This window comes from Desulfobaculum sp. (genome assembly GCF_054921475.1).
On the sequence record NZ_JBUDSW010000023.1, the window covers coordinates 1 to 21,482 of the forward strand.

General features: G+C 62.7%; 16 protein-coding genes. 12 read left to right on the top strand and 4 right to left on the bottom strand.

Annotated elements, in window-relative coordinates; genetic code table 11:
• Positions 1 to 1,221: TonB-dependent receptor plug domain-containing protein (locus ACY69P_RS02620; RefSeq protein ID WP_462326481.1), on the bottom strand; the 1,221-nt coding region annotated here is incomplete at its 3' end.
• Positions 1,222 to 1,371: 150 nt separating this feature from the next.
• Positions 1,372 to 4,311, bottom strand: coding sequence for a M16 family metallopeptidase (locus ACY69P_RS02625; protein ID WP_462326482.1), 2,940 nt, complete (start codon positions 4,309 to 4,311; stop codon positions 1,372 to 1,374).
• A 51-nt stretch (positions 4,312 to 4,362) separates the two neighbouring features.
• Between ACY69P_RS02625 and ACY69P_RS02630 the strand changes: the two genes are divergently transcribed.
• From ACY69P_RS02630 to ACY69P_RS02685, 12 genes are all read left to right on the top strand, one after another.
• Entirely contained in the window at positions 4,363 to 4,584 is a 222-nt protein-coding gene (locus ACY69P_RS02630) for a hypothetical protein (RefSeq protein WP_462326483.1), read from the top strand.
• 179 nt (positions 4,585 to 4,763) lie between these two features.
• The gene (locus ACY69P_RS02635) at positions 4,764 to 6,596 is read left to right on the top strand and encodes an extracellular solute-binding protein (protein WP_462326484.1); all 1,833 of its coding nucleotides are present in this window, start codon (positions 4,764 to 4,766) and stop codon (positions 6,594 to 6,596) included.
• The gene (locus tag ACY69P_RS02640; RefSeq protein WP_462326485.1) at positions 6,593 to 7,702 is read left to right on the top strand and encodes a microcin C ABC transporter permease YejB; all 1,110 of its coding nucleotides are present in this window, start codon (positions 6,593 to 6,595) and stop codon (positions 7,700 to 7,702) included. The genes ACY69P_RS02635 and ACY69P_RS02640 overlap by 4 nt, the downstream gene beginning before the upstream one ends.
• 13 nt (positions 7,703 to 7,715) lie before the next feature.
• Entirely contained in the window at positions 7,716 to 8,723 is a 1,008-nt protein-coding gene (locus ACY69P_RS02645) for an ABC transporter permease (protein WP_462326486.1), read from the top strand.
• 1 nt (position 8,724) lies between these two features.
• Positions 8,725 to 10,344 (top strand): ABC transporter ATP-binding protein, encoded by a 1,620-nt coding sequence (locus tag ACY69P_RS02650; RefSeq protein WP_462326487.1) that lies wholly within the window; start codon positions 8,725 to 8,727, stop codon positions 10,342 to 10,344.
• Positions 10,345 to 10,464: 120 nt separating this feature from the next.
• On the top strand, positions 10,465 to 11,229 hold the full coding sequence (locus ACY69P_RS02655; RefSeq protein WP_459900024.1) for a DUF3450 domain-containing protein: 765 nt from the start codon (positions 10,465 to 10,467) through the stop codon (positions 11,227 to 11,229).
• The gene (locus tag ACY69P_RS02660) at positions 11,230 to 12,720 is read left to right on the top strand and encodes a MotA/TolQ/ExbB proton channel family protein (RefSeq protein WP_462326488.1); all 1,491 of its coding nucleotides are present in this window, start codon (positions 11,230 to 11,232) and stop codon (positions 12,718 to 12,720) included. It begins immediately after the preceding gene.
• Complete coding sequence (locus ACY69P_RS02665) at positions 12,717 to 13,301, top strand: MotA/TolQ/ExbB proton channel family protein (protein WP_459900022.1); 585 nt, start codon at positions 12,717 to 12,719, stop codon at positions 13,299 to 13,301. The genes ACY69P_RS02660 and ACY69P_RS02665 overlap by 4 nt, the downstream gene beginning before the upstream one ends.
• Positions 13,298 to 13,711 (top strand): ExbD/TolR family protein, encoded by a 414-nt coding sequence (locus ACY69P_RS02670; RefSeq protein WP_459900021.1) that lies wholly within the window; start codon positions 13,298 to 13,300, stop codon positions 13,709 to 13,711. The genes ACY69P_RS02665 and ACY69P_RS02670 overlap by 4 nt, the downstream gene beginning before the upstream one ends.
• On the top strand, positions 13,711 to 14,394 hold the full coding sequence (locus ACY69P_RS02675; protein WP_462326489.1) for an energy transducer TonB: 684 nt from the start codon (positions 13,711 to 13,713) through the stop codon (positions 14,392 to 14,394). The genes ACY69P_RS02670 and ACY69P_RS02675 overlap by 1 nt, the downstream gene beginning before the upstream one ends.
• A gap of 9 nt (positions 14,395 to 14,403) precedes the next feature.
• Positions 14,404 to 15,666: a tetratricopeptide repeat protein gene (locus ACY69P_RS02680; RefSeq protein WP_462326490.1), complete on the top strand. Its 1,263-nt coding sequence runs from the start codon at positions 14,404 to 14,406 to the stop codon at positions 15,664 to 15,666.
• 272 nt (positions 15,667 to 15,938) lie between these two features.
• Positions 15,939 to 17,945, top strand: coding sequence for a cation:proton antiporter domain-containing protein (locus tag ACY69P_RS02685; protein WP_462326491.1), 2,007 nt, complete (start codon positions 15,939 to 15,941; stop codon positions 17,943 to 17,945).
• Positions 17,946 to 18,252: 307 nt separating this feature from the next.
• Here the strand turns inward: ACY69P_RS02685 and mnmG are convergent, their stop codons facing one another.
• Entirely contained in the window at positions 18,253 to 20,127 is a 1,875-nt protein-coding gene (gene mnmG / locus ACY69P_RS02690; RefSeq protein ID WP_462326492.1) for a tRNA uridine-5-carboxymethylaminomethyl(34) synthesis enzyme MnmG, read from the bottom strand.
• Between the two features lie 92 nt (positions 20,128 to 20,219).
• Positions 20,220 to 21,446 (bottom strand): M20 family metallo-hydrolase, encoded by a 1,227-nt coding sequence (locus ACY69P_RS02695; RefSeq protein ID WP_462326493.1) that lies wholly within the window; start codon positions 21,444 to 21,446, stop codon positions 20,220 to 20,222.
• Positions 21,447 to 21,482: the final 36 nt, after the last annotated feature.

The following is a 21,482-nucleotide window of genomic DNA, read 5'->3' on the forward strand; positions in this document are numbered from 1 at the left end:
GGACAGGGAGCGCTGCTCGTTATATGCGCTGCCGAAGCCGCCTTCTTTGGCGTATTTGTTGTTGTCACCCCACTGTGTGGATGCACCCTTTTTGTCCCACGTATTGTGAATGTTGGTGTCCGCGTCGCGTTCGGTACGCATCTGGGAGTAGCCGGTGCGGAATTCCACGGTGCCAAAGTTTAAGGCGTGCTCAAGGCCGAGGGTGAAGGAGCTGCCGCCATTGGTGATGGTGAACTCGGAATCCTTGTTGCTGGCGGTAAAGCAATCCGCCGCGTAGGGCGCGTAGATGGCGGTGAAGTCAATGGACGTATCGTTGTCGATGTCGTGCACAACCTTGGCGAGGAAGTTCTGGCTGATGCGCGTCTGGTCTTTTTCGCCGTCCATGTAATACAGCGGAATGGTGGCGTGCTTGACGTCGTAGGCAAACAGGGCGCTGGTCTGCTCCGAGATGGGCACATCCATGGAGAAAGAGCCTTCGTATCTGCTGAACCGGGGCTGGTTGTCCGGGGAGGAGGACTTTTCAAAGGCCTCGCCGTCGGCAACGCGCTGGTTGGTCCATTTGTCGCGGGTGTGGCGGACTTTCACCTTGCCGCCGAACTCGCCAGATGGGTCGCGGATTTCCGCATTGACCACGCCGCCGAGGAAGCCGCCGTGCTTTGCGGAAATGTTGGAGGTGTAGACTTCCACTTTTTCCAGCAGGTCGGTGTCCAGGAACATGCCCTGCGCGGGGCTTCCTGGGAAGGCCGAGGGGTTGCTGTGGTCAAAGCCCGACGGATCAATGCGGTTATTGATGCTCAGGCCGTCTACAGTGAAGGCGTTTTGATAGTATTTGCCGCCGCCGATGGAAATCTTGGGCGGGGTCAACTCCCCACCCTGCGTGGAGGAGCCAAAGCCGTCGTCGAACTGGACGTTTGGCTGGGTGCGCAGGGTTTCGGTGATGCTGGATGAGGAGGAGGGCAGGCGGTCCAGCATGGTGCGGTCAATGACGGCTTTGCCCTGCTCATGCTCTTCAGCCGTGATTCTCATCTCTTCCATGGTCAGGACGCGCTCGTCCTGCTCGGTGGCGTTTGTTGCGGTTTCGGTGGGTGCGGCGTCTTTGGTGGCGGTATTTGCGGGCGCGGCGTCGCCCGCGTACGCCGCAGGGGCGGACAGGGTCAGGATCAGCGCCAGCGTGGCGATAATGCGGCGCATCCTTGTGCTTTTACGAAACGGTTTCTTCACGGGTGCTCTCTCCTCAAAAGGTGCCGGATACGCTTCCGGTCAAGGGTTTGAATGTGAATTTGAGAATCGTTATCAGTCGAAAGGGTGTAAAAAAGCCCCGGCCCGAAACCGGGCGGCAGTGCCGCCCGGCCGGGAGCGGGGCTGTTGTGCCTAGTTGGTCGCCGCCTTGGGGGGCAGAACGGTGAAGACTGCCGCCTTTTCAGGCTGAACGTAGGTCTGTGCCAGAGCGTTGAGGTCCTCTGCCGTGGTCTGTTTGAGGAAGCCGTCATACGCCTTGGTGCGCTCAAACGCGCCGGGGGCGGTGTAGGCTTCCTGATCCAGAAGCATGCGCCAGAAGAACGCGAGGGACATGAATCTCTTGCGGGAAGTCTGCATCTGGCGTCTGGCGCGGGAGACTTCCTCTTCGGTGATGCCGTCCTCAAGCAAGTTGGCGAACACCTTTTTCAGCTCCCGTTCCACAAACTGCACCTTGGCTCCGTTCGTGGTGACAATGGTGAACAGCATCCCGAAGTCCGGGAAGGCCGTCATTTGCCGGTACGCGCAGAAGGTAGAGTAGGTGGCGCCAAGGTCCTCGCGGATGTGGATGCGCAGACGGTCGGAGATGACGCGGCTCAGCATGGCAATTTGTGTGTTGCGCAGGACGTCGCCCTCTTTGATGGGCGCGCCCGCTGCGCCAACAGCGCCGGGGACGGGGTAGCCGACCATGACGGCGGACTGGTCAAGCTCGCCCTTAAGGCGGAGGCTGCCGCGCTGTCCTTCGGGGAAGTGCAGTTCCATGGGCTTCGCGTCAATGTCCTTCGGGGCGATGCCCTCAAAGGTGCGCGCCACAAGGTTGACCAGCGTGTCCGGATCAAAGTCGCCGGAGGCGGTGATGACCAGCGGCCCAATGGCGGTCTGCTCCTTCACAAAGCGGCGTACGTCGTCCAGCGTGAAGCCTTTGACGTCGTCCAGCGTGATGGGGGCAATGGCATTGGGGCGGCCGGACAGGAAGCGGGGCACATTGGTCATCATGGCCTGCTGGGCCGTATCCGTGCTGCGTTTGGTTTCCACTTTCAGCGTGGACATCGCGGCCTGCATGGCCTGCGGGCGGATGTGCTGGTCGCGGAGCATGGCGCGGACAAGGTGCAGGGAGGTTTCAAGGTCTTCGGGCAGGCAGGCTGCGCTAATGCCCATGGTGTCTGCGCGGGACTGCCAGCCGATGCGAATGGCTTTGCCGGGCAGGATCTGCGCCATCTCGCTCCGGGTCAAACGGCCGGGAGCGGAGTTGGAGACCACACGGGCGGCCAGCCGCGCCAAGGCTTGCTCACGCTCGGACATAAGAGCGGTGCCGGTGCCGAAGCCAAGGCCGATCATGATGGTGTTTTTCTGCGTCTTGCGGGGCTTCATGAGCAGGGTGATGCCGTTGTCCAGCTTCACTTCGCTATAGGTGTACGGCTCGCCAAGCTCGGTGTGCTGTACGTTGGAGACAACCTTGGCAGGCGTCTTGGGGGTGGCGAGGTAGGGGAATTCCACGTCAACGGGCGGCTCGTAGGGAGCAACGTCGTCCTTGGCGCTCTTGTCCCACTGCGCTTCGATGAGGGCCTTGGGGTCCTTGGCGTCAATGTCCATGCCCGTAACGGTGAGGATGCGGTTGCCGTCCTTCCACGCATTGCGGAAGGCCTGCTCGATTTCCTCGGTGGTGATGTCCTGAATCATGGGGGCGTAGAGCGCCTGCGTCTGCTTGGCGGACTGCACAACGTACCCGGCATTCAGGGTGGTGATGATGCTGGCGGCAAGGGACTTGGAGTCCGTGCTGGCCTCTTCCTCAACACCCTGTGTGATGATGGTGCTGTACGCAGCCTTGGCCTTGGCGATTTCCGCATCGTGGAAGCCGTGCTCAAGGGCGCGGCGCAGTTCGTGCTCCACGGTGGTCAGAGCGTTTTTCCACTGGCCGGGGCGGCACATGCCCATCACGCGGGCGCTGTCGAACAGGTCAAAGGCTTTGCCGATGCCGGCCATGCCGCGCAGGATGGGGGCATCGTTCTGCGTGGTCAGGCGCATCAGGCGCATGCGCAGGGCCTGAGAGGCCAGCTGTTCCGCCAACTGCTGACGCTGGCGGGCCTTGGTATCCACGGTCCACTGGCGCTGCTTCAGGTTCTGCACCATGACCATGGGCGAAAAGCCGGAGACGGGGTCGTAGTGCACGGTGAGGTCCTGCTTCGGGGTGATGTCGCCCCAGCTGGGGACCTCGCGCTTGGGGGCGCGGGGGCCGAAGTCGGCAAAGGCCCAGCGTACCATCGGCTCAATGGCCTTGGGGTCAAAGTCGCCTACCATGACGAGGATGGTGTTTTCCGGGCGGTACCATGCGTCGTAGAAGCCGCGCAGAAGCGCTGCGTCCGCGCCCTTGATGACCTTTCCGGTGCCGATGGTGGGGTTCACAAAGCGGGTGCCGTCGTAGATGACGTCCAGACTGCGCTGACGGGCGCGGGAGCCGACGGTATCACGCGCGGTTTTTTCTTCCAGAATGATGCCGCGCTCTTTGTCCACCTCTTTGGGCAGGATGAGCGCGCCGTGCGCAAAGTCCGCCAGGACGGTGAGGCCGCTGGAGATGGACTCCGGCGTGGAGGTGGGCAGGTCCAGCTTGAACACCGTTTCCGTAAGGGAAGTATGGGCGTTGGTGTCGCCGCCAAAGCTCATGCCGTTGCGCTGGAAGAACTTGATGAGTTCGCCCGGTGCAAAATTTTCGGTGCCATTGAAGACGATGTGCTCAACGTAGTGGGCGATGCCGGCCTCGGTGTCGCGCTCCATGAGGGAGCCTGCCTGCACGTCCAGCTGCAGGGCGGTGCGGCCCTCCGGCTGGTCGTGGTGCAGCAGAAAATACCGAAAGCCGCTTTCAAGGCGGCCATAGACGGCGTCTTCGTGCTTGGCGAGGTCGCTTTTTTCATGGGGCCACTTGCCGTCCAGCCAGTAGGCTTCGCCCTGCGCCTTGGCCGCGTGCGCCGCGCCGGTGCCTGTGACCATAAGGGCCGCAAGGCAAGCCAGCAGCATGCCAGCGCGAAAACGCCGCGTGAGCGGGGCGAAACTCCCGGCTCGTGTGTGCTGATGTGTCATAGTGTTCTTCATACCTGTCGCTTAAGCGGTTTTTCGAGGATTGTCAGTCGTATGGAAGCACGGTTAGAGCAGAAAACACCCCGAGTCAAGAATGAAATTCACTTTCATTTGCAACGTGGCGTGCGCAATAATTGCCTCAAGGTGCGGGGTGAAAAATTCCCAATTGATGGGCCTTTATGCTCTAATACGCGTTTAATTGGCATTGAGAAGTTGGGTGAAAAAATGCTGAATCACTTGACTTTGATTTTCAACATCGCCTACACCGCCCCCTAGACGTTCATAAAAATTTCGCTGTGGCTCCTGCGGCCTAGCCAGGAGGCGTCGGCGCTTTTGGCTGAATTGACCGCACGGCACGTTCTGTGGACGAAGGCCTGTTGCCTGCATGCGCCCAGTGGCGTGTGCCCTGGCCGGGGCCGTTTTGTGCCAGCATTGTAACCCATTGGACCTGATGTATGACCTCACGACTCTGGACTCTCCTTTTGACGGTTCTTCTTGCCTTTCCCGCCGCTGTGACGGCGGCGGAGCAGCACGCGCTGAGCATCGGCGTGCCCCCGGCATTGCCGCCGGGCTTTACGCACTATCCCTATGCCAACCCCGACGCGCCAAAGGGCGGCACCCTGCGTTTGGCGACGGTCGCGGCCTTTGACAGCTTCCATTCCTGTATCGCCCGCGGCATTCCTGCGCCGGGCAGTGGGCTGACCACGGCGCGGCTGGGAGATTCCTCCCGCGATGAACCGTTTACGCAGTACGCGTCTGTCGCGCGCTCCTTTGAGGTCGCGCCGGACCGCTCCTTTGTCATTGTGCATCTGAACCCTGCCGCGCGTTTTTCCGACGGCGTCCCCGTCACCTCCGCCGACGTGGTGTTCAGCTTCACGGCGCTGACCACCAAGGGCAGCCCGACCTATCTGCGCTACTACAGCGATGTGGAGTCCGTGAAGGCGCTGGATGCGCATACCGTTCGCTTTGACTTTGTGGAGGCGAACAATCCGGAGTTGCCGTACCTCGTGGGGCAGGTGCCTGTTCTGCCCAAGCACTGGTGGGAGGGGCGCGACTTTGCCGAACCCACGCTGGACGTGCCGCCGGGATGCGGCCCCTACAAGGTCAAGAGCTTCCGCCCGGGCTACAGCATTGTGTACGAACGCGTGCGCGACTGGTGGGGCCGGGATTTGCCCGTCAACAAGGGCCGCTACAACTTCGACACCATCCGCTACGACGTCTACCGCGACCGGACCGTCACGGCGGAGGCCTTCCGCAGCGGCGAGTTTGACTTCCGTGCGGAAAATAGCGCCAAGGCGTGGGCGCAGGACTACACCGGTCCCGCCATCCGCCAGGGGCTTATCAAGCGCGCCGAACTCACGCACTCCCGCCCGGCGGGCATGATGGGCTTTGTCTTCAACACACGAAGCGGCTTGTTCGCAGACCGCCGGGTACGCAAGGCCCTTGCGCTGGCCTTTGACTTTCAGTGGACCAACAAGGCGCTGTTCTATGGGCAGTACAAGCGCTGCGACAGCTACTTTACCAACTCCGTCTTTGCCGCGCAGGGCCGCCCCAGCGCCGCGGAATTGGCCATCCTTGAGCCGCTTCGGCAGAGCATCCCCGCCGAGGCCTTTGGCCCCGCCGTCATGGCGCCGCGCACCGATGGATCGGGCCGATTGCGCGGGCAGCTCCGTAAGGCCCTTGCGCTGCTGCGCGAGGCCGGATGGACCCTGAAGGACGGAACCCTGCGCAACGAAGCGGGCCAGCCGTTCGTCTTTGAAATGCTGCTGCGCTCGCCCACCATGGAGCGCGTGGTGCTCCCTCTTGGGAAGAATCTCGCCAAGCTGGGCATTACCATGAACGTCGCCATGGCCGATGCATCGCGCTATGTGCGCCGCATCCGCGCCTACGATTTCGACATGATTTCCACCGTCATCCGCCAGTCGGACTCCCCGGGGAATGAGCAGCGGTTCTTCTGGACCTCCGACGCCGCAAAAACGCCCGGCACCCGCAACCTCGCCGGGGTAAGCAGCCCCGCCGTGGATAAACTGGTGGAAACGCTTATCGCGGCAAAGGACCGCGACACCCTGACCACATGCGTGCGCGCCCTTGACCGGGTGCTGCGCAGCGAGTGGTACGCCATCCCCGGTTGGTATAGCCCCGTGGACCGCTTTGCGTACTGGGATGTCTTTGGCATGCCGCAGACGCGCCCCTCGCGCGGGCTGGATATCTTCTCGTGGTGGTACGACGCGGACGGCGCGAAGCGCGTTGCGCAGGCCGGATTCCGGAGCGGAGGCGAAAACAGTTGAGCGCCTACATCCTTCGACGGCTTGCGCTGGTGGTGCCGACGCTGCTTGGCATCATGGCGCTGAACTTCTTCATTATTCAGACCGCCCCCGGAGGCCCGGTGGACCAGTTTCTGGCCCGCCTCTCCGGGGAGAGCGGCGCGGTTATCGAGCGCATTGGCGGTTCTGCTGGCGACGGCGTCAGCGCCCAGATGGAGGACCCCGCAGGCGGCGACGAACAGCTGTCCGCCACGCGGGGCATCTCTCCGGAGCTGGTGCGCGAGGTGGAAAAGCTCTACGGCTTTGACAGGCCCCTGCATGAGCGTTTTGTCACCATGCTGTGGGACTACACCTGCTTTGATTTTGGCGACAGCTTTTTCAAGGGCCGCAGCGTGCTTGAACTGCTGCGCGACAGTCTGCCCGTGTCCATCTCCCTTGGGGTGTGGAGTACGCTTATCATCTATCTGGTCTCCATCCCCCTCGGCATCCGCAAGGCCGTGACCCACGGCAGCCGCTTTGACGCGGCAACGGGCGTTGCCGTGGTGGTGGGAAACGCCGTTCCGGTGTTTTTGTTCGCCATCCTGCTGGTGGTGCTGTTTGCGGGCGGCAGTTATCTGAAGTGGTTCCCCCTGCGTGGCTTAACGTCGCCGGGATTCGACCAGATGACGCTGCTCCAGCAAATTGCGGACTATGTGCGGCATTTGGCCTTGCCCATCACGGCTATGGTGATTGGCGGCTTTGCCACACTGACGATGCTGACCAAGAACTCCTTTCTGGATGAAATCGGCAAGCTGTACGTGGTGGCGGCGCGCGCCAAGGGGCTGAATGAGTCCCGCGTGCTGTACGGCCATATTTTCCGTAACGCCATGCTTATTGTGGTGTCCGGCTTTCCCGCCGCGTTTGTGCATATGTTCTTCACCGGGTCACTGCTCGTTGAGGTTATCTTTTCCCTGAACGGGCTTGGCCTGCTGGGGTTCGAGGCCGCCATGCAGCGCGACTACCCGGTGATGTTCGCCACGCTGTACATTTTCACCCTTATCGGCCTGCTGACCAAGCTGGCCAGCGACCTGACCTATATGCTCATTGACCCCCGCATCGACTTTGAAACGCGAGGAGGCGGCCATGCCTAGGATTTCGCCTCTTATGCGACGCAGGTGGCGCACCTTTCGCGCCAGCCGCCGGGGATATTGGTCCCTGATGCTGTTTTTGACCCTGCTTGTGCTGTCGCTGTGTTCGGAGTTTATCGCCAACGACAGACCCATCCTTGCGGTCTACAAGGGCGAGGTTTTTGCGCCGGTGTTTGTGGAGTATCCGGAAACGCGCTTTGGCGGCGACTTTGACGCACCCGCCGACTACCGCGACCCCTACATTGCGGAGCACATCAACGCCGAAGGCTGGATGCTGTGGCCGCCTATCCGCTTTGCGGACGACACCATTGACTACACGCTGGACGTGCCCGCGCCTGCGCCGCCCTCAAGCGCGCATTGGCTGGGCACGGATGATCAGGGGCGCGACCTTGTGGCGCGTTTGCTCTACGGCTTTCGCGTGTCCGTCCTGTTTGGCCTGCTGTTGACTGTGCTGAGCAGCATCATTGGCATTGGCGCAGGGGCTGTGCAGGGCTACTACGGCGGACGCGTGGACATGGCGGGGCAGCGGTTCATGGAAATTTGGTCCGGTATGCCCGTTTTGTATCTGCTCATCATTTTGTCGGACATGATTCGGCCCGGCTTTTGGTGGCTGCTTGGCATCATGCTGCTGTTTAGCTGGATGGCGCTTGTGGGCGTGGTGCGCGCGGAGTTTCTGCGCGGGCGAAACCTTGATTATGTGCGCGCCGCCCGGGCCATGGGCGTGAGCGATGCGCGCATCATGTTCCGCCACATCCTGCCCAACGCCATGGTGGCGGGGCTGACCTTTTTGCCCTTTGTGCTCAACGGCGCCATCGGCACCCTGACGTCACTGGACTTCTTGGGCTTTGGCATGCCGCCGGGCTCGCCGTCCCTTGGCGAACTGCTGGCGCAGGGCAAGGCGAACCTGCATGCCCCGTGGATTGGCCTCTCCGCCTTTGTGGTGCTGTCGCTGCTTTTGACCATTCTTGTCTTTATTGGCGAAGCCGCGCGCGACGCCCTCGACCCCAACCGGAGTGTCACCTGATATGCAGACTTCCCCCGTACTGACCGTGCGCGACCTTGGCGTGCGTTTTGGCGACAACGCCGCAGTGGATGGCGTGTCCTTCGATATATACCCCGGCGAGACCGTGGCCCTTGTGGGCGAGTCCGGTTCCGGCAAGTCCGTCACGGCGCGGGCCGTGCTTGGGCTGTTGCCGCCGGAGGCGCGCATTGCGTCCGGCGTAGTGAGCCTGAGCGGGACCGAGGTTCTTGGAGCGCCGGACGAGACGGTGCGCCGCCTGCGCGGCGGAGTGGCCGCCATGGTGTTTCAGGAGCCGCGCCCAAGCCTGAATCCCTTGCACACTGTGGAAAAGAGCATTGGCGAGACGCTGCGCTGGCATGCCGGACTTTCCGGTGCGGCGGCGCGGCAGCGAACGCTGGAGCTTTTGGACATGGTGGGCCTTGACCGTCCGGAGGAGCGCCTGAGCGCCTACCCGCATGAACTCTCGGGCGGGCAGTGCCAGCGCGTGATGATTGCCGGGGCACTGGCTGGTGAGCCGCGCCTGCTTATTGCCGATGAGCCGACCACCGCGCTGGACGTCACCGTGCAGCGGCAGATTCTGGATCTGATGGCCGAACTGTCGCGCAAGCTGCACATGAGCGTGTTGTTCATCAGTCACGACCTTGGCCTTGTGCGCCACTATGCGGACCGCGCCTGCGTTATGCGCGGCGGGCGCGTGGTGGAGACGGGCGACGTGGAGCAGCTGTTCACCGCGCCCCGGCATGAGTACACAAGGATGCTCATCGGCGCTGGCGCAACGGGTAAGCCCGCGTGCGTCGAGGAGGATGCGCCGGAGATATTGAGCGTGGACGACCTGAAAGTGTGGTTCCCCATCAAAAAGGGTTTTCTGCGCCGCACGGCTGGACATGTGAAGGCTGTGGACGGCGTGTCCTTGCGTCTGCGCCGGGGGGAGTGCCTTGGGCTGGTCGGCGAGTCCGGATCGGGCAAGAGCACCCTAGGGCTGGCGGTGCTGCGCCTGTTGCGGGGGCGGGGACGCGTCGTCTTTTGTGGCGATGACATCAGCGGTCTGAGCGAGAGTGACATGCGCCCCATGCGCCAGCGCCTGCAAGTGGTGTTTCAGGATCCCTTTGGCTCTCTGAGTCCGCGCATGAGCGTGGAGGATATTGTGGCGGAGGGGCTGTACGCCCATGAAAAGCTACCCCGTGAGGACGCATCCGCGCGTGTGTGCGAGGCGCTGTCCGAAGTGGGGCTGGACCCCGCAGTCCGTCACCGTTACCCGCATGAATTCTCCGGCGGACAGCGCCAGCGCATCGCCATTGCGCGGGCGCTGGTCCTGCGTCCGGAGCTTGTGCTCCTTGACGAACCGACGTCCTCGCTGGACCGGAGCGTGCAGTTTCAGGTCATTGACCTGCTGCGCGACCTGCAGCAGCGGCGCGGCTTGTCTTATCTGTTCATCACGCACGACTTGCACTTGACCCACGCCTTTTGCCACCGCGTCCTCGTGATGCGGCAGGGGCGCATTGTGGAGGCCGGGCCTACGCACGAAGTCTTCTCGTCGCCACAGGAAGAATACACCAAAACCCTTGTCTCGGCGGCCGCGCTGTCCGGGTGCTTGTCCGGAACAGGGCTGGAGCGCTGCGCCTGATGCACAGGCGCACCCCACGCGCATAAGTGCAGTGAAATCATTGCGAAAGCTACATTGCGCGGGGACGGGAGTGAGGGTATGAATTTGTACGGCATCCAGTAGAGAATGAAGGAATACAGTATGAAACAACACGGAAGAGGCTTGTGGTTGGCGGCTGTTTGCTGCGCCGCACTGGTTTGGGGCGGCGCCCCAGCCATGGCGCAGCACGACGCCGAGGGGTTGGTCAAGGACGCCATTGGCACCGAGGTGGCGGCGCAAAAGGAGAATGAGCGCTGGCTGGCCGAGCGTTCTGCCATGCTGGAGGAAATGCGCCACCTCGATAACGAGACATTGTGGTACACCTTTCAGGAAAAGAAATATTCCGGCTATGTTGATGAGTTGCAGACCAAGATTGACCGTCTGGAACGCACCCGGCGTGAGCTGGACCGCATGGAAAAGGAACTGGAGCCCTACCTGTACGAACTGGTGGAAACGGTCACGGCCTTCGTGAAGCAGGACCTGCCATTTTTGCAGGAGGAGCGCTCCCGCCGCGTGGCGTTCTTGCAGTCCTCGCTGGACGACCATGAACTGCCCCTTGGCGAAAAGCTCCGCCGCATCCTTGAGGCGCTGGAAGTAGAGGCCGCTTACGGCCAAAGCGCCGAAGTCACGACCGAGACGGTGGACCTTGACGGCACGCCCTCGCACGTGACTGTGGTCCGCGCCGGACGCCTTGGCCTGTATTGCCTGACGCCCGACGGCGAAACCGCCGGACGCTATAATGAAGAGCAGGGACGCTACGTCACTCTGCCCGGTGCTTACGTGCGCTCCGTGGCGCACCTGCGCGACATGGTGAAGCAGAAGCGCTTTACCGAGTTGGTTGCCCTGCCTGTGAAGGAGGTGGAGTAGATGTCCGCTGTATATTCCACCGTGCAGGCGCGCCGCACTGACCGCGCATGCTCTGCCTTGTCCCGCATAGCCAGTCTTGCCGTGTGCGCGGCGCTGTGCGTGGTGCTGGCCCTTCCCGGCTCTGCCATGGCCCAGCAGGCCGCGGCGGAAGAGGGCGCGCCGTCCACCGCATGGAAAAAGACCGTGCAGGGCGTGGAAGGCCTGCGCGATGGCGCCCGCACCGAAGCGCGCCGTACCAAGCGCTCCATCCGTGAGGAACGCGCCGCACTTCTGCAGGAGCTGAAGGCCAAACGCGCCGAACGACAGCGCATGAAGCGCGAGTACGAAGAGCGTGTCAGCCAGTTTAAAACCTCTGTAAAGACCGAGGCCGATGCCCGCCGCGTTCTTGCCGACCGCCGCGAGGAGATGAAGCTCCTTGAGGGTACGGTTCGCGGCGCGGCGCGCCAAATGCGCGAGCGGGCCCTCAACAGCCCCGTGACGCCCGAGTATCCCGAACGCCTTGCCACGCTGAATGCGCTGCTGGATACGGACCGCTTCCCCGGTCTGGACGGTATCCGCTCGCTGGCTGGCGTTGCCATGGACGACATGAAGGCCTCCGGCGAGGTGGTGAAGCACCCCGGAGCCTGGGTCAGCGCCGACGGCAGTGAACAGTCCGGCACCATCGTCCGCTTTGGCGCGCTGTGCGCCGGGTATGTGGGCGAGGACGGCGCCGGGTATTTGCGTCCCGCTCCGGGCGGCGTGCTGGAGGCTGTGGTCGGCGACCTGAATGGCGCTGTCAACGCCGTTGAGGAATTCGCTGATGGCGAGCGCGCCGACGCGCCCCTTGATTTCAGCGGCGGCGAAGTGTTCCGGCGCTTCCAGAAGGACAACGGCCTTGTGACCAGCCTGCGCAATGGCGGCCTCTTGGTGTGGCCCATCCTGCTGGCCGGCGTCATTGGTCTGCTGCTGGCGGGGGAACGCTTCTGGACGCTGTGGCGCATCCGCGTGTGCCCGGAATGCCGCATGAATAAAGCCTTTGTCTGGGCCGGACGCGGCGACCTGGAAAAATGCGCCTCGTGCCTTGGCACCAAGGGCAGTACGCCCACATGCCGCGTACTCAGCCACGTTATTCTGCACTCCGGCGGCACGTTGGTGAGCATGGAAAAGGGCCTGCAGGAAGCCATTCTGCAGGAACTGCCGAAGCTGGAGCGTTTCCTTCCCACCATGAGCATTTTGGCCGCAGTTGCGCCGCTGCTTGGTCTGCTTGGTACTGTGACGGGTATGATTGATACCTTCCGCGTCATCACCGTGTTTGGCGCGGGCGACCCGCGCATGATGTCCGGCGGCATCTCCGAGGCGCTTATCACCACACAGCTTGGCCTTGCCGTGGCCGTGCCGCTGACGCTTATCCATCACTTCCTTGAGCGCAAGGTGGACCGCATTGTGGCGGACATGGAAGAGAAGGGCACGACCCTTGTGGCGCGTCTTGTCTCCTCCGGGAGCGACAAATGATCTCAGGCAGCGGACTGTGGAACCATCTGATGGATGGTGGGTTCGTGATGCTGCCCATTGTGGCGCTGTCGTGCGTGATGTGGTGGCTCATCTTCCTCAAGGCGCGGGAGCTGTATGTTCTGCTGCGCCAGAACCATGCGGCGGTGGATGTGGTGAAGCGCAAGGGCAACGGCTGGCACAAGGCCATCGCCCACGACTACATGCGCAGCCGCTCCGGACGCGAGGAATTGGACACCGAGCTTGCCAAGGTGCTGGTGGACCGCCACGCCGGACGCGCGGAGAAGGGCATACCCACCATCATCGTGCTGGCCGCCGTTGCGCCGCTGCTGGGTCTTTTGGGCACGGTGTCCGGTATGATTGATACCTTTGACGTCATTGCCGAGTTTGGCACCGGAAACGCCAAGGGCCTCGCCGGAGGCATCTCGCAGGCGCTCATCACCACGCAGAGTGGGCTGATGGTGGCTGTGCCGGGCATGGTGGCGGGCGGCCTTTTGTACCGTCTGGCCATTAAGCTCCGGCGGCGGATGGAATTGTTCCTTGGCAGAGTGGAGCGCATCGTTTCGGGAGGAAGCACGGCATGAGTGCATATTCGCCGTATCGCAAACAGCGGCGCAAGTCGTCTGAAATTAATATGACGCCGCTTATCGACATGGTGTTCATCCTGCTCATCTTCTTCATCGTGACGACCAGTTTCGTGAAGGAGTCCGGGGTGGACGTGGAGCGTCCGGTGGCCAACACCGCGCAGAAAAAGGAAAACGTGAGCGTGATGGTTGGTGTGGACGCCACAGGCGTGGTGTGGCTGGATGGCCGCAGCATCGACATCCGCTCCGTGCGCCCATGGATGGAGCAGTTTCTGGCCGAAACTCCGGAGGGCGCGGTGATGGTTGCCGCAGACGCCCACGCGGAGAGCGGCATACTCATTCAGGTACTGGACGCTTGCCGTGAGGCAGGTGTGAAAAACGTCAGCGTGGCCGCCCGGAGGCCGCAGTGATGCGCAGACGGTACATCTGGTGGGCGCTGGGCGGTGTGTTTACCCTTGGCGTGAACCTTGTCCTGTTCGTTTTGCCGCTTTTGGTGGCGGCTCCGGAAATGCCGGAGCCGCTGCCGGAGATGATGGGCGCGGTGCGCCTGTCCAGCCTGCCGGAGCATGAGCAGCGCGACTCGCAGGAGAAGATCAGCCCCGAGGACGAAATCACCCCGCAGGAGTTCACGGAAACCATGCCCCAGCCGGAAATGGACACGCCGGACATGCCCCAGCCGCAGCTGGATATTGATATCCCCCTTGCGGAGCTGGACATTAATCCGAACCTTGTTGACGGCATGGCCGTTCCCGCGCCGTCCCAGCCCGCTGTTGCGGCGGCTCCGGCCCCGTCTTCGGCTGGTGGGTCGCTGACCATTGGCGAGCTGGACGACACACCCCGCGTGCTCTTTAAGGTGCAACCGCCGTATCCATTTCAGGCGGAGCGCCGCGGCGTGACCGGACACGTGCTGGCCAAGATGTTCGTGGATGAAAAGGGCCATGTAAGCAAGGTGCAAATCCTTGGCGGCAAGAATGTGGAGGTCTTTGCCGAGACCGTCCGCAAAACACTGCTGCGCTGGCGCTTTAAGCCCGGAACCAAAAACGGCAGGCCAGTACGCTGGTACGTCAATCAGAAGCTGACCTTCAGCAAGTAGGGAAACGTCATGCGAAGTTGTCTTTTGGCACTTATACTCACCGTGGTGATGGCGTGCCCGGCGTTGGCGGAGTGGTCCCGGCCGCTTTCGCCTGCGGCGGGGCGCGTTTTACATCAGGCCCGGCAGCTGGAGGAGCGCGGCGAGGACGCCAGCGCCGGTGAGGTTTTGGCGGAGTACGTTACCTCGTCCAAGAACCCGCATCCCTACGGGAGCCTGCTCTACGGCAATTGGCTTATGCGCCATGACAAAATGGCCGAGGCCGCCCGCGTCTACGAGGACGCCCTGCAGCGTGAACCGGACAGTCCGGACATTGCGCTGAATCTTGGTGTGGTGCGCTACCATCAGGAGCGCTTCGTCGATGCGGGGGACCTTTTCCTGCGCGCGGCCGATGCCAGCGAGAAGCCACGCCACGGCTGGCGGTATCACGCCGCGGCCTGCTACTACAATGCGGAGAAATTCTCCCGCGCGGCCACCGTGCTGGAGGGCCTGCTGGCCCAGCCCAAGGTGAAGGCCGGGTGGGTGAAGCTGTACGCGCATTGCCTCGTCTCCCAAAAGCGCTGGGCCGAGGCGGAAGCCACGCTACTGCGCTTTTTGCGGGCGCGTCCGGAGCAGGCCGACTATTGGAAACTGCTCGCGTCCGTCCGTTCCGAGCGTTCGCACTACAAGGACGCCGCCGCCGCGCTGGAAATTGCCTACCGTCTTAAAGCCCCTTCGGACTCGGAGCGCGAAACGCTTTCGCAGCTGTATGCGTACGTTGGCGCGCCGCTGTTGGCCACCAAGGCCCTTGAGAAGTCCTTTGCCGAAGCGCCGTCCGCCAAGGTGTGCGAGCGCATGGCCCGCACCTATATGATGGCCGGCCGCCGCGCCGAGGCCGCCAAGGCGCTGGAGCGCGCCATTGCGCAGGAGCCGACAGCCCACCGTTGGCTGTGGCTGGGCCGCATTCTGTACAAGGAGCGTAATATGGACGCCGCACAGGACGCCCTTGGCAGGGCCGTGGCCCTTGGTGAAGAGACGGGGCAGGCCAGTTATCTCCTTGGCCTGTTGGAGTGGGACCGCCGCAACTGGAACGCCGCGCGCCGCCATTTCTGCGCGGCGGGCAAGTGCCGGAAGTTCAAGCGTCATGCGCAGAACGCCATTGCGTCCCTTGACGCCTTGGTCGAAGCGGAGCGCGAGGCCGAAGCCGCGGCCACCAAGGCCACGCAGACCGCGCAGCAGGACCGCCCCGTTTCCAGCAACGCAACAAAAGCCAAGGCAGGGGCCAGCCCCAGCTAACGCCTCTCCCGTCTTCGTCCGTCCGCGCCTTCGCGCGGTATCATCACACATATGTGGCCCGCCGGTTGTTTCAGCCGGTGGGCCATTTTCGTCACTGCGCGGCGATATGCGGCGCAAAAAACGTTCTTCCCTTGAGTGAGGGGTGAAAACCCGGTATTCTTCGGGTGATTCGCTGGGTCCTTTTTCCTGTAATTTCAAGCAGTCCAAAGCCGCATGCCGTGCGGGAGCTTCCTGCGCGGGTGTGGTGGTATTGGATGTGGAGTGTTGCGGCCATGGGCATTGCCTCTGACCTTATCGTCATCGTTGTTACTTCGCTGCTGTGCGCCATTATTGCGCGGCGCATCGGACTTCCTCTCATCCTCGGCTATATTGCTGCGGGTATTGTTCTTGGGCCCTTCACCGGGGGCTGGACCGTATCCACCGTGCACGAGATAGAGTTGCTGGCCGAAATCGGCGTGGCGCTGTTGCTCTTTGTCCTCGGCATTGAGTTTTCGTTCAAGGAGCTGCGTCCTGTGCGCATGGTCGCGCTTTTGGGGACGCCCATTCAGATTATTATCTGCGTGTTTCTTGGCCTTGGCGTCGGGCAGATGCTGGGCTGGGAGGTCACGCCCTCACTGTGGCTTGGCGGCGTTATTTCGCTGTCCAGCACCATGGTTGTGCTCAAGACCCTTGAAAGTCAGGACCTGCTGGGCACGCTGTCCAGCCGTGTGATGATTGGCATGCTCATTGTGCAGGACCTCGCCCTTGTGCCGCTGCTCATTATTTTGCCCAAGCTCGGCAATCTGGGGCAGGAGCTTGGCACCCTTGGCTTTGCCATCGGCAAGGCCGTGGTGTTCCTTGCGGGTATGGTCATCATCGGACGCTACGTTATCCCGCCGCTGATGCGCCGCGTTGCCAAGTGCGGCTCGCGCGAGCTGTTTTTGCTGACGGTGTGCGCCCTTGGCCTCGGCATCGGGTATGTGACGTATCTGACCGGGCTGTCCTTCGCCTTTGGCGCGTTTGTGGCGGGCCTCATGCTGAGTGAATCCGAATACGCCGAGCAGACCCTGAGCAACGTGCTTCCCCTGCGTGATATCTTCGGCCTGCTCTTTTTTGCCTCCATCGGCATGCTGCTTGACCCCAACGCCCTTGTGGAGGAATACGGCACAATCCTGCTGCTGCTTGGCTGCGTCATCGTGGGCAAGGGGCTCATATTTGCCATACTGACGCGTGTTTTCCGCTACGGCAACGTCATCCCGCTGGCCACCAGCCTTGGCATGTCGCAGATTGGTGAGCTGTCCTTCCTCATCGCCAACGCGGGCGTTGCCGCCGGGGCATTCAGCCGCGAGCAGTATTCCGTCATTCTGCCCACCGCCGTGGTCAGCATGATGCTTACCCCCGTGCTTTCCAAGCTCACCGCGCCGCTGTATCGCTTAAAGCAGCGTCTCTTCCGCATGCCGACCCTGCAGACCGTCAACATTCCGGACAGCGCCCTGCGCGGGCATGTTGTGGTGGTGGGCGGCGATAACATCGGCGGCTTTGTGGCCGACATTTTGGCGCGTTTCGGGCACAAGTACGTGGTGGTTGAGGCCGACTATCACAATATGGAGAGCCTCAGCCGCGCCGGGCATCCCGTTATCTACGGCGACGCCGCGCACGAGGTGGTTTTGGAGGCCGCACGTGTGGAGAGTGCCAGCATCATCCTCGTCACCACCCCCGCGCCGTCCGTCGCGCGCGAGGTGGTGCGCCTTGCCCGCAGCCTGAGGGATGACATTGTCATCATTGGCCGCTCCGATGGGCGCGACCAAATCAAGGAGCTTTCGCGCTGCGACGTCGACATGGTCGTTGAGCCGAGCCTTGAGGCCAGTCTTGAATTCATCCGGCAGGCCTTTATGCAGCTGCGCATTCCCGCCGACGAAATCATCCGGCTGACCGACGCCATTCACAAAGACGTCTACGCGCCCTTTACCGATGACGACGCCGAAGCCATCGTCCCCGGCAGTTTGCGCCTTTCCAACAGGCTGTTCGATCTCTCGTGGGTGCAGGTCGAGGACGGCTCGCCGCTGCTCAAGACGTCCCTCGCCGAGGCCGACATCCGCGCGCAGACCGGGGCCTCTATCCTCGCCTACATTCGGGACGACACCCTGCACGTCAACCCCGAACCGACCCTGCACTTCGCCCCCGGGGACGTGGTCGCCGTCATCGGAAGCGGCCCCCAGCTCGCCGCCTTCCGCAACCACTACTGCATGCCCGGCACAACACACGAGGACATGCAGGATACGCCTGTGGCGACGGTCTAAGGGCAGAGGAAGGCAAAGAGGATGAGTGAAGAGGTGCTCCGCAGGCTTAAGGGCCATGGGCCCTTAAGAATCCCGAGGTTTTGGGTCTGGAAGCCAGCCCCAAAAAGGGTTGGGTGACGTATGTAAGCGGGGTAACCTTAAGCCCTAACCTCATACACCCTTTCTTAGGAAACCGGCTTCCGGTTTCCTAAGTTGTAAGGATTCTTAAGGAAATTATTTCCTTAAGCCGCCGGAGGCAAAAAAAAGGCCCCCCTGAGCAATCAGGGGGGCCTTTGTAATGGCGTTATGCCAAGCCGCCACTGTGGCCTTACAGCCCCAGTTTTTTCAGGTGCACTTCAAGGCAGGCGATGGCGGCGGGGGTGATGCCGGAGATGCGGCTGGCCTGCCCGAGGGTGAGCGGTCTGATTTTGGTGAGTTTTTCCACGACTTCTCGGGTAAGCCCGGCGACGGTGGTGTAGTCGAGGTCGGCGGGCAGGGAGACGTCTTCAAGGTGGTGGAAGCGCTCTACGAGTTGTTCTTGGCGCTTGAGGTAGCCTTCGTACTTGATGATGGTCTCGGCTTCCTTGAGGGCGTCGGCGGGCGTGTCTGCGATGGCCTCGTGGAAGACGGCGAGGGCGTCGATGCTGACGGCGGGCTGGCGGAGCACATCGGCAAGCATGACGGACTTTCCGGGGGCGGCGGCGCCAATGGCGGCAAGGGCGTCGCGCGTGGCGGCGTCTGGCCGGATGCGGATGGTCCGCAGGGCGCTGAGCGTCTCGGTGATGGCGGTCTGCTTGGCGGCGTAAATCTGCCAATGGTCGTCGCGGACGAGGCCGAGGGCGCGGCCCATCTCGGTGAGGCGGGCGTCGGCGTTATCCTCGCGCAGCAGCAGACGATGCTCGGCGCGGGAGGTAAACATGCGGTACGGTTCGTTGGTGCCCTTGGTGACAAGGTCGTCAACGAGCACGGCCATGTAGGCCTTGTCGCGACCGGGGAGGAAGGGCGGCAGGCCGTTTTGCGCGCTGAAAATGTTGAGCGCGGCCCATAGGCCCTGCGCGGCGGCTTCCTCGTAGCCGGAGGTGCCGTTGATTTGGCCTGCCAGCCACAGACCGGGCAGAACCTTGGCCTGCAGGGTTGGGTCCAACTGCGTGGGCGGGCAGAAATCGTACTCGATGGCGTAGCCGGGGCGGACGATTTGCGCGTTCTCCAGGCCGGGAATGGTGGCAATCATGGCCTTTTGAATGTCCAGCGGCAGGGAGGTGGGTATGCCGTTGGGGTAGACCTCGGGGCTGTCCAGTCCTTCTGGCTCCACAAAAATCTGATGCCGGTTCTTTTCGGGGAAGCGGGCGACCTTGTCCTCAATGGACGGGCAGTAGCGCGCTCCGGTGCCCTTGATGACGCCGGTGAACATGGGCGAGCGGTCAAAGCCGCCGCGAATGGCCTCGTGCGTGGCGTCGTTGGTCCACGTGACGTGGCAGGGCAGCTGCGTGAGGGGCGTGAACGGTTCGTGAAAGCTGAACGGGCGCGGCGGATTGTCGCCGGGCTGAATGTCCATCTTGGAAAAGTCGCAGCTGTCGGCCAGCAGGCGCGGGGTGGTGCCTGTTTTGAGGCGTCCGAGCTCAAAGCCGAGGTGGCGGAGATTCTCGGACAGGCCGGAGGATGCGGGGTCGCCAAGGCGGCCGCCGCTGAAGTTGCGTTCCCCGATGTGGATAAGCCCGTGGAGGAAGGTGCCGGTGGTCAGCAGCACGCTGCGGGCGTGGAAGCATTCGCCAAGGCCGGTGCGCACGCCTGTGGCGCGGCCGTCCTGCGTGAGCACTTCGGCGGCCATGTCCTGAAAAATCCACAGATTGTCCAGATTGAACAGGTCTTCCTGCACAGCCTTGATGTAGCGGTCGCGGTCGATTTGTGCGCGGGAGGCGCGTACGGCGGGGCCTTTTCTGGTGTTGAGCACGCGGAATTGGATGCCCGCCTTGTCGGCCCACACGCCCATGCGTCCGCCAAGGGCGTCTATTTCGCGGACCATGTGTCCCTTGGCAAGGCCGCCGATGGCGGGATTGCAGGACAGATGGCCGATGCGGTCCACATTGATGGTGAGCAGGAGGGTCTTCATGCCGAGGCGGGCACTGGCGTGAGCGGCCTCGCAACCGGCGTGTCCTGCGCCGACGATGATGATGTCGAAAAGATCGGGGAAAGGTGCTTTCATGCTTTGAACCAGCCGCCGCGCACCCGTCTGGGCGCGCGGCGGCGATGGATTGTTGACTGGTGTGGCGCGCGTGCGCCGCGTGAAGTCATGGGTTATTCGGAGAACAGCATCTCCGCGTAGACTTTGGCATCGCCCAGCTGGTGGGAGACGCGGGCGCGCTCGTTGGGCTGGTGCGCGTTGGATTCCTGCGTGGACCACACCACGGCGTCCAGACCGGCGCGGCGCAGGAATGCGGCCACGGTGCCGCCGCCAACGCCCACGGGGCGGGCTTCCACGCCGTAGACGGCCTTGACGGCTTCGGCCAGCTTCTTGACCACGAAGGCGTTTTCGCTTGTGGCGGGAGCGGCCTGCTCACCCTGCAGGATGTCGTATTCGCAGCGTACGCCGTGCTCCATTTCGATATCCGCGCCCATGTCCTTGATGGCGCTCATGACGTCGTCAAGGTCGTAGTGCGGCAGAATGCGTGCGTCGATGTAGAAGACGTCCTTGCCGGGGATGGTATTGATATTGGGGACGTTGGCGTCCTTCTTGGTCGGCTCGAAGGTGGAGACCGACGGCTCGAACAGGTCGTCGTTGTCGGGGAACATGTCGTACAGCTCATGCACGCGGGTGATGAAGTCCGACGCGGCGATGAGGGAGTTGACGCCTTCCAGCGGGGTGGACGCGTGGCACTGCTTGCCGATGACGGAAACCTTCACCCACATGGAGGACTTTTCGGCCACCTCAATCTGCGTGGAGTCCGGGGCGCCCATGTCGGGCACAACGATGAGGTCGTCCTTGCCGAAGATGTCTGCGTGGTGCTCGGCAATGTAGCCGAGGCCGTACTTGCTGCCGGTTTCCTCGTCCGCCACCAGCATGATGCCGAGGTTGACGTCCGGCGTGGCGCCGGTTTCGAGGATGGCCTTGGCAAGAATGAGGCTGGGGACGATGCCTGCGTGGTCGTCCTCCACGCCGCGGCCGTACATCAGGTCGTCCTCAACGCGCAGGGTGTAGGGGTCGCCGTCCCACAGGCTTTCGTCGCCGGGGGGCACGATGTCCGTGTGGCCGATAATCCACAGCGTACGGTCCGGGTTTGCACCGGGGATGATGGCGGCGATGTTGGGGCGGTAGCCCGCTTCGGCGCGCTCGTCCGGGGCGCTGAGTTCGGTGATATTCTCCAGCCCGATTTCGCGCATGTACTCCATGAGGAAGTCGGCCTTGGCCTTTTCGCCGGGGCCGTCGTTGTCCGGGCCAAGGGCGGGGATGGCGACCAGCTTGCGCTGCAGGTCAAGCAGGGCGTCGCGCTGGGAGTCGATGTATGTAAAAATTTGGTTCTTCATGAGTGCTCCGTTGGGTGAGAGGAGGCGAAAGAGCGC

Bases quoted from the DNA above. Each gene is read 5' to 3' on its own strand.
- ACY69P_RS02670 (WP_459900021.1), top strand. From the start codon at position 13,298: ATGAGTGCATATTCGCCGTATCGCAAACAGCGGCGCAAGTCGTCTGAA.
- ACY69P_RS02625 (WP_462326482.1), bottom strand. From the start codon at position 4,311: ATGACACATCAGCACACACGAGCCGGGAGTTTCGCCCCGCTCACGCGG.
- ACY69P_RS02660 (WP_462326488.1), top strand. From the start codon at position 11,230: ATGTCCGCTGTATATTCCACCGTGCAGGCGCGCCGCACTGACCGCGCA.
- ACY69P_RS02675 (WP_462326489.1), top strand. From the start codon at position 13,711: ATGCGCAGACGGTACATCTGGTGGGCGCTGGGCGGTGTGTTTACCCTT.
- ACY69P_RS02645 (WP_462326486.1), top strand. From the start codon at position 7,716: ATGCGACGCAGGTGGCGCACCTTTCGCGCCAGCCGCCGGGGATATTGG.
- ACY69P_RS02665 (WP_459900022.1), top strand. From the start codon at position 12,717: ATGATCTCAGGCAGCGGACTGTGGAACCATCTGATGGATGGTGGGTTC.
- ACY69P_RS02680 (WP_462326490.1), top strand. From the start codon at position 14,404: ATGCGAAGTTGTCTTTTGGCACTTATACTCACCGTGGTGATGGCGTGC.
- ACY69P_RS02655 (WP_459900024.1), top strand. From the start codon at position 10,465: ATGAAACAACACGGAAGAGGCTTGTGGTTGGCGGCTGTTTGCTGCGCC.
- mnmG (WP_462326492.1), bottom strand. From the start codon at position 20,127: ATGAAAGCACCTTTCCCCGATCTTTTCGACATCATCATCGTCGGCGCA.
- ACY69P_RS02685 (WP_462326491.1), top strand. From the start codon at position 15,939: ATGGGCATTGCCTCTGACCTTATCGTCATCGTTGTTACTTCGCTGCTG.
- ACY69P_RS02695 (WP_462326493.1), bottom strand. From the start codon at position 21,446: ATGAAGAACCAAATTTTTACATACATCGACTCCCAGCGCGACGCCCTG.
- ACY69P_RS02635 (WP_462326484.1), top strand. From the start codon at position 4,764: ATGACCTCACGACTCTGGACTCTCCTTTTGACGGTTCTTCTTGCCTTT.
- ACY69P_RS02630 (WP_462326483.1), top strand. From the start codon at position 4,363: ATGGAAGCACGGTTAGAGCAGAAAACACCCCGAGTCAAGAATGAAATT.
- ACY69P_RS02650 (WP_462326487.1), top strand. From the start codon at position 8,725: ATGCAGACTTCCCCCGTACTGACCGTGCGCGACCTTGGCGTGCGTTTT.